Source organism: Actinomyces sp. ICM58 (assembly GCF_000283035.1).
GTDB lineage: Bacteria > Actinomycetota > Actinomycetes > Actinomycetales > Actinomycetaceae > Pauljensenia.
Genome location: NZ_ALIY01000219.1, coordinates 1 through 10,058, shown reverse-complemented (window position 1 = coordinate 10,058; position 10,058 = coordinate 1). Strand labels below are relative to the sequence as shown.

Genomic DNA, 10,058 nt, shown 5'->3' with positions numbered 1-10,058 from the left:
GCGCTCGTCACCAGGGCGGCCGCGGTGGCCGTGGCGACAACGGCGGAAATGGTCCGCTTGTTCACGTCTGATGCCTTTCGTCGGGTCGTCGTTCTGCCCATCACGGTACCAGCCGCACACCCGGTCAGGACGGGCGGGGCGGCGCACCTCACCTGATAGCGGCGACGCGGAAGCGGCGCGGGACACCCGCGGTGGGGGCGGGTCCGCGCCGCTGGCGCCGTCGCGTCAGAGCAGGTCGGAGCGTCCGCGCTCAGCCAGCGTATCGACGACGGCCTTCACGGATTGGGCGCGGTCGAGTCGCGTGACGAGGACGGCGTCGGCGGTGAGGGCGACCGCGACGTCGGGCACGCCGACGAGAGCGACGAGGGGGCCGTCTTCGGCGCCGTAGACGGCAGCGCCGTCGGATTCCACGCGGATCGCCTCGCCGAGGCCACCCACTGCCGCCGCAATGCCCGTGAGCGCCTCGAAGTCGCCCAGATCCGTCCACCCGATCTGCGCATCAGCGGGGACGACGGCCACTCCCCCGTCGGCGGCCACGGGCTCAGCGATGGCGTGGTCGATGGCGATCTTGGTCAGGTGCGGCCAGTTCTCCTCGAGGGTTCGCTCGAAGGAATCGGTGCCCCATGCGCGTGCGATCGTCTCCAGGCGGGCGTGCAGGTCGGGCATGAGGCGGGCCAGGTGCGAGGCTAGGACCCCCGCGGACATGATGAACATTCCGGCGTTCCACAGGTAGCCCTGAGACACGTAACGCGCCGCGGTCTGGGCGTCCGGCTTCTCGACGAACTCGGCGACGCGGCGGGCGGCCGAGCCCTCGGCCTGGTCCCCGCCCAGCGCGGGACCGGGCGCGATGTACCCGTAGGCGGTCGAGGCCTCGGTGGGCGTCAGCCCGATCGTGACGACGTAGCCGTCGCGGGCGGCGTCGATCGCGGTGGCAACAGCCTCGCGCAGCAGCTCGGGGCGGGCGATCAGGTGGTCGGCGGCGAAGGAGCCGACGATGGCGTCGTCGCCGAAGCGCTCTCGCACCACGTAGGCCGCCAGGCCGATCGCGGCCATGGAGTCGCGCCCGGAGGGCTCGATGAGGAGCGTGCGCTCGTCGGAGGAGGCGAACTCGGGCAGCTGGTCGAGGACGCCGTCGCGGTGGGCGCGCCCCGTCACGATCGTCACCGACGAGGCAATCTCCTCCAGGCGGTCCACCGTCCCCTGCAGGAGGGTGCGGCCCGTGCCAGCCAGGTCGAGGAGGAACTTGGGACGGTGGCGGCGCGAGAGCGGCCACAGGCGGGTGCCGGCACCGCCGGCGGGGATGATCACGTGGAGGTCACTCATGCCCCCAGTATCTCAGATACGACGAGGGGGCGAGGCATCAGCCTCGCCCCCTCGTGGGAAGCGTATGCTACGCGAGTGTCACTCGGCGTCGGCCTCGGCGGGAGCCTCTTCGGCGGCTTCCTCGGCCTCTTCAGCGGCGGCCTCCTGGACGGAGACGACGACCGTCTCGGGGTCGAGCTCGACCTCAACGCCGGCGGGCAGCGACAGGTCGGAGACGTGCAGGGCGGTACCGGCCTCGACACCCTCGACGGAGACCTCAACGTGCTCGGGGATGGAGGTGGCGGGGGCCTTCACCAGGATGGTGAACTCCTCGACGGAGTGGACGGTGCCGGGCACGGGCTCGCCGACGACGACGACGGGGACCTCAACGTCAACCTTCTCGCCGGCCTTGACGGCCAGGAAGTCGGCGTGCAGGATGTCGCGGCGCACGGGGTGAACCTGAACGTCCTTGACGAGGGCGAGCTGGGTCTTGCCCTCGATCTTCAGCTCAACGAGCGCGTTCTTGTTGCCGCGGACGATGAGGAAGAGGTCGTGGCCGGGAACGTCCAGGTGACGGGGCTCGGCGCCGTGACCGTAGAGGACCGTGGGGACCTTGCCGGCGCGGCGGGCGCGGCGCGCGGAGCCCTTGCCGAACTCGGTGCGCTCTTCAGCAAGCAGGACGGGGTTGTCGCTCATGTGTCTATCCTTCGTTTCTCAGGTCCGGCGTCGGTGTCGGCAGAGTGAAGGAAACGCGAGGCATTTCGATTCAGGCCCTGTCGATAACGGCGGATACGGATCCGCCCTCGCCGGAGCAACCCCAACAGGGTACCTTACGGCGAGGGCGGATGTGAAGCGGGAGAAGGTCAGTTGAACAGGGATGTGACCGAACCGTCTTCGAAGACCTCGTGGATTGCTCGAGCCAGGAGCGGCGCGATGGAGAGGACGGTGAGCTGATCGAAACGCTTCTCAGCGGGAATCGGCAGCGTGTCGGTGACGACAACCTCGGCGGCGCCGGATTCGGAGAGGCGCTTCGCGGCAGGGTCGGAGAGGATGCCGTGCGTGGCGACGACGATGACCTTCTTGGCGCCGGCATTGTTGAGGACGTTGATCGCCTCGGTGATCGTTCCGGCGGTATCGATCATGTCATCCACCAGGACGCATTCCTTACCGGCAACCTCGCCGACGACGCGGTTGGCGACGGCCACGTTCGGGCGGGTCGTGTCGCGGGTCTTGTGGACGAAGGCCAGGGGCGCGCCACCCAGCTTCTTCGACCACTTCTCGGCGACGCGAATACGGCCGGCGTCCGGAGAGACGACCGCCGTGTTGGACAGGTCGACGCGGCCGCGCACATAGTCCACGAGGACCGGCATGGCGAAGAGGTGATCGACGGGGCCGTCGAAGAAGCCCTGCTCCTGCGAGGCGTGCAGGTCCACGCTCATGATGCGGTCGGCGCCGGCGGTGCGGTACAGGTCAGCCACGAGGCGGGCGGAGATGGGCTCGCGGCCCTGGTGCTTCTTATCCTGGCGCGAGTAGGGGTAGAAGGGGGCGACCACGGTGATGCGCTTCGCGGAAGCGCGCTTGGCAGCGTCAATCATGATGAGCTGCTCCATGAGCCACTTGTTGATGTCGCCCGCGATGGACTGCAGGACGAACACGTCGGCGCCGCGAACGGACTCGTTGAAGCGCACGTAAATCTCGCCGGAGGCGAAGTCGTAGGCCGTCACCGGCGAGACCCCACATCCGATTTCCTCGCCCACGGCGTGAGCCAGGTCCATGTGAGCTCGTCCAGAAACGAGGACGAGATTCTTCTCTCCGGTGGTCACCAGTCCGCTCATGCGGTTGTCTCTCCTTGTGTTGGATCAGGCGCGAGGCGCCGCGATCAGTGTGCCGATGGTGGCGTATGGCGTAACCATCGTATCGGCTGCAACGCAGCCCTGACCGACCCACGCGGCGGGGACCACACTGCGGTCCCCGATTTCCGCATCAATCAGCGTGGCGTTAGGACCGATTTCACAGTCGGCCCCAACGGTGGTGGTACCCCGCAGGCAGGTGCCGGGGTAGATGGTGGTGTCCGCGCCGACCGATACGTCGACATCGACCCAGGTGGAGGCCGGATCGACGATGGTCACGCCCGAGCGCATGAGCTCGACGCAGATGCGTCGGTTGAGTTCGGCGCCCAGCTCGGCGAGTTGGACACGGTCGTTCGCACCGGCGCTCTGCCAGTGGTCGGTGAGCTCGAGGGCTCCGGCGGTGCGTCCGGCGGGTGCCGCGGCCGCGAGGACGTCGGTCAGGTAGACCTCGCCCTGATCATTGTCGGTGCCAAGGGAGGCCAGGGAGGCGCGCAGGAAGTCCGCATCGAAGGCGTAGATGCCCGCGTTGATCTCGTTGATGGCCGCCTGCTCGGGGGTCGCGTCGCGCTGCTCGACGATGGCGGTGACCGTGCCGGAGGCGTCGCGGATGATGCGTCCGTAGCCGGTGGGATCTTCGACGCGCGAGGTCAGGACGGTGACGGCGTGGCCCGCACCCTCGTGGGTGGCGACCAGGTCGGCCAGGGTGTCCGTGGAGAGGAGGGGGACGTCGCCGTAGGTGACGACGATGGTGCCGGGAGCGGGGGCGACGGCCTCGTCGAGGGCCGCGAGGCCACACTGGACGGCGCGGCCCGTGCCAGGGATCTCATCCTGGTCGGCGATGATGGCGTTCGGGCTGACGCGCGCGATTTCGGCGGCGACGACCTCGCGCTGGTGACGCACGACGGCGACCAGGTTCTCGGGGTCGAGGCCCTGGGCGGCCCGCAGCGCGTGCCCGATCATGGACAGGCCGGCGAGGGGGTGCACGACTTTCGGGAGGGCTGATTTCATGCGCGTTCCCTGACCGGCGGCCAGGACGATGACGGCGGCGGGGCGAGACATGTTCCTCCTCAGGGGTTAACGGACCCGAGACGGCTCCGATCGCTCCGCCCCTAGGATTCGAACCTAGACTAAAGGCACCAAAAACCTCTGTGCTGCCGTTACACCAAGGCGGAATGCGTCCACAGTGATGATACCCGGACCCCGCGCACGCTTTCAAACGCGCCGCACGCGATCGCGAAGGTGAACGCCCACCCCGCCCGGGCCTCGTCCCGTGTGATACTGGGAGCATGGCTGAGAAGAGGACACGCATGAGCGGCTTCGCGCGCCGCGAGCAGTTGGTGAGTGTGGGGCGTTCCCTGTTCGCCGAGAAGGGTTTCGGGGCGACCAGCGTCGAGGAGATCGCCGCCCGCGCGAAGGTTTCCAAGCCCGTCATCTACGAGCATTTCGGCGGCAAGGAGGGCCTGTACGCGGTGATCGTCGACCGCGAGGTGCAGGCGCTCATCACGTCGCTGCAGTCCTCCCTGGAGTCGTCGGAGCGCCCGCGCCTGATCCTGGAGAATGCGACCCTGGGCCTGCTGGATTACATTGAGCGCAACACGGACGGCTTCCGTGTGCTGGTGCGCGACGCGCCTTCCGACCGCACGGCGGGGTCTTTTTCGTCGATCATGGGCGATGTCGCCACCCGCGTCGAGCACATCATCGCCGAGCAATTCAAGCGCTCCGACTTCGATGCCACCTGGTCTCCCCTGTACGCGCAGATGCTCGTCGGTCTCATCGCTCAGGTCGGGCAGTGGTGGCTGGACGATCGACGCATGAAGAAGGACGAGGTCGCCGCCCATGTCGTCAACCTCATTTGGAATGGCCAGCGCGGCCTGCGCCCCCACCCCACGCTTCGGGTGCGTGCGAGCGACGGGCGCTGAGTTAATCTTTGGCAGATACGACGAGGCCGTGGCGGGTAATCCCAGCCACGGCCTCGCCTCTGAGTCAGACTCAGCGCGCCTCGTAGGAGAGGCAGTCCGCGGTGCCCGCGCCGACCGAGATGGAGGCGGCGGTGCACTCGAGCGCGTTGTTGTGGGCGCAGTCGGCCTTCTGGCAGGCGCCGACGAAGGTCTCGGCCTTGGTGAGGCCGCCCTTGACGGTCAGCGGGATGAAGGTCGTGCAGGAGGTCGAGTAGCCGACGGTGATTGCGGCGGCTCCGCAGTTCTTCTCCTTGTTGTAGGAGCAGTCGGTGACGGAGCAGTCGAGGATGCGGGGCATATCTGCCATTGGAGTGTCCTTTTCAACGTGGCCCCGTGGGGCCTCTTCGTAGCCGGTCGCGGCCGGGTTGGTCGCGCTGTTGACTCCAGTGATACGCCTTTTCGCAACATGCGCAAACGAAGCGTGTTTTCGTTGATATCCCAATGCTTAGCGCGAGACTTCGGGGAGTGATTTTCGCGCTTTTACCATCACTAATTACGTAAATAAATGAGGCGATTATGTTGCGTAATTCGGGTAGGTGAGCCTGCGCTGGGCGGGTGTGGCGCGCCTACCCTGAGGGGCTTCACGACAAGGATTCGCCCGCGCCACCAAGGCGGCGCGGGCGAGGGGCAGTATCGACGATTCGATGCTCAGGAAGCGATCACTTCGCCGACCAGAAACGAATGATGCTCTGCGTGCCATCATCGTTGCGTACCGAGCGCGTCAGCTCACCGACATACTCGTAGGAACCCGCGAAGTCCGTCGAAGAGATGGGAAGATACGAAGGTACATCGCCGGTCGTAAAGTTGTAGACACGCACCGTACCCTCCTGCGAATACTCCATGTCGCCCGTGAGCTCAACGCCGTCAGCCTTAGAGACCCAATAACGGTGAGTAGTCCCGTCGGCGCCGCGCTCATCGCGCTGGAACCAGTACAGGGAGTAGTTATCCGTCTCGGGAACCCCGCGCACGACCTCACCGTTCACCTCGGCGTAGTTCACGACCTGGTTCCTGGGCGTGTACCCGGCCTCGTCGTCGCGCTTGTTGTCGCGCAGCGTGATACCGCGATAGGACAGGGCATCCTTACCGAGACCGAAGTCGGCGCGAATCTCCTCAGCGTAGGGGCGCACGATGACGTTGTCGGTCACCGTGACGTTACGAATCTCGCCCCTCGCCTCCTGGAAGTCGATCGCGCCGCGCGTCTTTCCATAGAAGTCGTTCGTCGTGCCCGAACGCACCAACTTGTTGTGGGCAATCGTAATGCCCTCATCCGTGTTCAGGTCGAAGTTATGCCCCTCGAACACCGTGTTCAGGCGGATGCCTGCTCCGGAGAAGTTGTTGATGAGCAGGTTGTCGCGGATGACATGGGACTTGCCACCAAAGAGGCCGATACCCGAGGCCCGCCACCCCAGCTCCACCGTGTTGCCAATGAAGGAGTTGGCCTCGGCGACGCGCGCCTCACTATGCGAGTACGTGTCGATGCTCGACCAGGAAGCCAAGCCATCGTCACCGTTGCCACGCACCGACGAGTTACGCACCGTCGAATGGGCGGTGCCCTGCGCGAAGTTCACGCCATCGGCCAAGTTGTTACGAATACGGGCATTCTCGATGACCATGCCCTCCGTGTAGCGCATGTTACTGGCGTCCACGTAGTCGCCCATCCAGAAGCCGCACTCGAAGTGTTCCACCCACACGTTCGCCACGCGGGTATTCGACCCCGCCGAGCCGGAAAAGCCCTTGTACTGAGCATTCTGCGAGTAGCGGGACTTCAGGTTGGAGGACATGTAGAAGTCGGTGATCGTCACGCCGCCGACCTCATGGTTGAACGTGAAGCCGCCTCCGGCGATCTGGTCCGACGTGAAACGCAGGTCGGTGTACCACATGCCCGCACCCTGGATCGTCAGATCAGAGTGATTAATGCCGATCTGGCGGCCCAGCTCCCAGGTGCCCGCGGGGATGTAGACCGTCTTGGAGGGGGTATTCGCGGCCTGATCCATCGCCCAGACCAGCGCGTCAGAGTCATCAACACCATCACCGGGCTTGGCACCCTCGTAATCACTGATGCTCACGGCGCCCGCAGGACGCGAAACCTCGGGCAGCGCCTCCTCCAGCTCGACGAAGTCGATGCCATAGGCGTTCTGATCGTCGCCAACCTTAACGATCTGAATGTGATCACCCGCGCGAACCTGGCGATTCAGGAGCGTGTGCGTCTCGTCGAAGCGGAAACGAGCAACGGTAGACGAGGGCGCCTGGCTGGGCTCGTCATACACGAAATCGCCGCCGACATACTGCCAGGCAGCCTCGGAGGAAAGGTCCAGCGTCGCAGCCGTTTCACCGTTCACGCGCACGTCAACGCGGCCGGAGGTGTGATCCGGCAGGGTGAAGCGCAGGTCCAAGGCGTTGCCCGGAACCGTGGCCGTGAAGTCGACGGAGGAGTCCTTGTCATTCAGGGCCACGTAGGACTGGCCCGAGGCCTCAATCGCCGTTGACTCGAGGTCGTCGGAGCGCTCGAGGGTCGTCCCCTCCGAGCGGCTCGCTTCCTCCGCCTCGTAGCGGGTGTAGGGAAGATTCGCACCATAGTGGTCGTCGGCCGCCACCGCGGAGGGAATCAGGGCGGGAACCAGCGCGATGACGCCGAGGGCGCTCACGCCCGCAATGAAAGGTCCACGTTTCATCTGTTGTTTATTCCTCAATCCATGCCCGGAGGCGACGCGCGGGTCGCGCCGCCTCGCTCCTGCACCGTCCCACAAGGGAGGGCGCGGCCCCATGGTAGCGGATTTTGACCACTGTCAAAAAGTTGCTGAGAAATTTTCGCAGTGTCCGTCGGCCCGTTATAAAGCCGACCGAATGGCGACGCTAATTGACTGTCAATATAATTCAGTCGGTTCGTCTCCCAGCGTCGCATCGTTGCCACCAGGCCCGCAATAAAGAGATGACAACACCCCTCCCCCGCTTTACTCGGCAGCCTCGGCCGCCTCCAGCCAGGCCTCCTCCAGCCCTTCAATTTCCCCTAGGATGTCCTGATGCTTCGCGGAGACCGTCGTCAATTCTGAGACGACAGAGGCATCCGTCGCCACCTTGATAGACAACGACTCCAACCGAGACTCCAGGGACGAGGCCTCGGCGCGCAGGCGCTCCAGCTTACGTTCAATGCGGGCCACTTCCTTTTTGGCCGCGCGCCGCGCCGCCGCATCGCTCACGCCGCCGCGAGCGCTCCCCTGCCCCGCGCCTTCCTCACCCGAGGAGGCGTGCGCGGAGGACATGGCAGAGCGGGAGGCTGAGCCGGCCTCGTCGGCGCGAGAGGACGAACCAAACGCCCCGACGTCGCCGGAGGCGCGCATCTGCAGGTACTGCTCGACGCCCCCGGGCAGCGCCCGGACCTGTCCGTCGCCGAGGAGGGCGACCTGGTGGTCGGTGACGCGCTCAAGGAGGTAGCGGTCGTGGGAGACGACGACGAGGGTGCCCGGGAACGTGTCGAGCAGATCCTCCATGGACGCCAGCGTGTCGGTGTCCAGGTCGTTCGTGGGCTCGTCGAGGAGCAGCACGTTCGGCTGGCTCATGAGCAGGCGCATGAGTTGGAGGCGTCGGCGCTCGCCACCCGAGATCTCGCCGATGCGCGTGTAGGCTCGGGCGCGCGTGAACCCCATGCGCTCCGTCATCTGCGAGGCGCTCACCTCCTTGCCGTCCACGACGACACTCTGGGCGACGTCGGCGACGGCCTCGACGACGCGCATGTCGGCCAGGGCATCGAGCTCGTGCGTGTCCTGCGAGAGGGTGGCGACCTGGACGGTCTTGCCGCGCTTGACGCGCCCCGACGTAGGCATCAGGTCGCCGCGCAGCAGGTTCAGGATCGTCGTCTTGCCAGCGCCGTTGACGCCCACGATGCCGACGCGCTCGGCTGGGGCCAGGCGCCAGGTGACGCCCTGCAGGATATCCAGGCGCGAGCCGTCGGGGCGCGTGAAGGACACGGACACGTCCTCGAGGTCGATGACGTCCTTGCCCAGGCGCGCGGTCGCCATCTTGACCAGCTCGACGGTGTCGCGCGGGGGCGGCACGTCGGCGATGAGGGCCTCGGCGGCGGCGATGTGGAACTTCGGCTTCGAGGTGCGGGCGGGTGCCCCGCGGCGCAGCCACGCGAGCTCCTTGGTCAGCAGGTTCGCGCGCTTGGCGGCAGCCACGTCCGCCTGGCGCACGCGCTCGGCGCGCGCCAGCGTGTAGGCGGCGTAAGAGCCGTCGTAGATTTCGACGTGCCCGGCGATCTGCGGCCGGTCGCCGCCCGGGTCGACGCCGGGGACAACCTCCCAGATGTGCTCGCACACGGCGTCGAGGAACCAGCGGTCGTGGGTGACCGCCAGGAGCGCGCCGGACGCCCCGGGGCGGGCGAAGCGGGCATTCAGGTGCGCAGCCAGCCAGGCCACGCCCTCGACGTCGAGATGGTTGGTGGGCTCGTCCAGGCACACGATGTCGGCAGCGGCCGCGAGCACGCGGGCGAGCGCAACGCGGCGGCGCTGTCCGCCCGACAGGGTGCCGACGAGGGCCGCGGGGTCGATGTCGGCGAGGAGGCCGGCGTGGATATCGCGCACGGCCGGGTCGGAGGCCCACTCGTACTCCTCCAAGCCGGGGTGCACGGCCTCGACGACCGTGTCCTCGGGGTTGAGAGTGTCCGCCTGGGTCAGGACAGCGACGCGCACGCCGTCGCGGCGAGTCACCACTCCCCCGTCGGGCTCCTGGGTTCCGGCGACGATGCGCAGGAGCGTTGACTTTCCCGCGCCGTTGGGGCCGAGGATGCCGACGCGGCTGCCGTCGTCGAGGCCGACCGTGACCCCTTCGAGGAGCTTACGCGACCCGGCGAGGGCACCGACGGTCTGGGTTCCGAGCAGGTGCGCCATCAGATGGCCTCCGTCGATTCGATGCGGGCGCCGCGCGCGGGCCCGTGGGTGGGGATCGCGCG

Annotated in this window: 8 protein-coding genes and 1 tRNA gene; 1 reads left to right on the top strand and 8 read right to left on the bottom strand. The window is 66.9% G+C overall.

The window, feature by feature from the left end; translation table 11 throughout:
• Nucleotides 1-225: 225 nt before the first annotated feature.
• From HMPREF1138_RS09840 to HMPREF1138_RS09820, 5 genes are all read right to left on the bottom strand, one after another.
• Nucleotides 226-1,323, bottom strand: a complete 1,098-nt coding sequence (locus HMPREF1138_RS09840) for a mannose-1-phosphate guanylyltransferase (protein ID WP_039937865.1) — start codon at nucleotides 1,321-1,323, stop codon at nucleotides 226-228.
• Between the two features lie 78 nt (nucleotides 1,324-1,401).
• Nucleotides 1,402-1,998, bottom strand: coding sequence for a 50S ribosomal protein L25/general stress protein Ctc (locus tag HMPREF1138_RS09835; RefSeq protein WP_009059353.1), 597 nt, complete (start codon nucleotides 1,996-1,998; stop codon nucleotides 1,402-1,404).
• Between the two features lie 167 nt (nucleotides 1,999-2,165).
• Nucleotides 2,166-3,137: a ribose-phosphate diphosphokinase gene (locus HMPREF1138_RS09830; protein ID WP_009059348.1), complete on the bottom strand. Its 972-nt coding sequence runs from the start codon at nucleotides 3,135-3,137 to the stop codon at nucleotides 2,166-2,168.
• 24 nt (nucleotides 3,138-3,161) lie between these two features.
• Entirely contained in the window at nucleotides 3,162-4,211 is a 1,050-nt protein-coding gene (locus HMPREF1138_RS09825; protein ID WP_009059354.1) for a bifunctional UDP-N-acetylglucosamine diphosphorylase/glucosamine-1-phosphate N-acetyltransferase GlmU, read from the bottom strand.
• 42 nt (nucleotides 4,212-4,253) lie between these two features.
• Nucleotides 4,254-4,324 (bottom strand) — tRNA-Gln (locus tag HMPREF1138_RS09820).
• Nucleotides 4,325-4,438: 114 nt separating this feature from the next.
• Here HMPREF1138_RS09820 and HMPREF1138_RS09815 point away from each other — a divergent pair.
• Nucleotides 4,439-5,071, top strand: a complete 633-nt coding sequence (locus HMPREF1138_RS09815) for a TetR/AcrR family transcriptional regulator (RefSeq protein WP_039937862.1) — start codon at nucleotides 4,439-4,441, stop codon at nucleotides 5,069-5,071.
• Between the two features lie 70 nt (nucleotides 5,072-5,141).
• On the opposite strand, the gene HMPREF1138_RS09810 is transcribed toward HMPREF1138_RS09815, so the two are convergent.
• From HMPREF1138_RS09810 to HMPREF1138_RS09800, 3 genes are all read right to left on the bottom strand, one after another.
• Entirely contained in the window at nucleotides 5,142-5,417 is a 276-nt protein-coding gene (locus HMPREF1138_RS09810; RefSeq protein WP_009059356.1) for a DUF1540 domain-containing protein, read from the bottom strand.
• 352 nt (nucleotides 5,418-5,769) lie between these two features.
• A complete protein-coding gene (locus HMPREF1138_RS09805) occupies nucleotides 5,770-7,782 on the bottom strand; it encodes a glycosyl hydrolase family 28-related protein (protein ID WP_009059359.1) in 2,013 nt (670 codons plus the stop codon).
• 279 nt (nucleotides 7,783-8,061) lie between these two features.
• A complete protein-coding gene (locus tag HMPREF1138_RS09800; protein WP_009059350.1) occupies nucleotides 8,062-9,996 on the bottom strand; it encodes an ABC-F family ATP-binding cassette domain-containing protein in 1,935 nt (644 codons plus the stop codon).
• Between the last annotated feature and the right edge of the window lie 62 nt (nucleotides 9,997-10,058).

Excerpts from the sequence above, each read along its gene's own strand:
- HMPREF1138_RS09840 (WP_039937865.1), bottom strand. The coding sequence starts at position 1,323 with ATGAGTGACCTCCACGTGATCATCCCCGCCGGCGGTGCCGGCACCCGC.
- HMPREF1138_RS09835 (WP_009059353.1), bottom strand. The coding sequence starts at position 1,998 with ATGAGCGACAACCCCGTCCTGCTTGCTGAAGAGCGCACCGAGTTCGGC.
- HMPREF1138_RS09830 (WP_009059348.1), bottom strand. The coding sequence starts at position 3,137 with ATGAGCGGACTGGTGACCACCGGAGAGAAGAATCTCGTCCTCGTTTCT.
- HMPREF1138_RS09825 (WP_009059354.1), bottom strand. The coding sequence starts at position 4,211 with ATGTCTCGCCCCGCCGCCGTCATCGTCCTGGCCGCCGGTCAGGGAACG.
- HMPREF1138_RS09815 (WP_039937862.1), top strand. The coding sequence starts at position 4,439 with ATGGCTGAGAAGAGGACACGCATGAGCGGCTTCGCGCGCCGCGAGCAG.
- HMPREF1138_RS09810 (WP_009059356.1), bottom strand. The coding sequence starts at position 5,417 with ATGGCAGATATGCCCCGCATCCTCGACTGCTCCGTCACCGACTGCTCC.
- HMPREF1138_RS09805 (WP_009059359.1), bottom strand. The coding sequence starts at position 7,782 with ATGAAACGTGGACCTTTCATTGCGGGCGTGAGCGCCCTCGGCGTCATC.
- HMPREF1138_RS09800 (WP_009059350.1), bottom strand. The coding sequence starts at position 9,996 with ATGGCGCACCTGCTCGGAACCCAGACCGTCGGTGCCCTCGCCGGGTCG.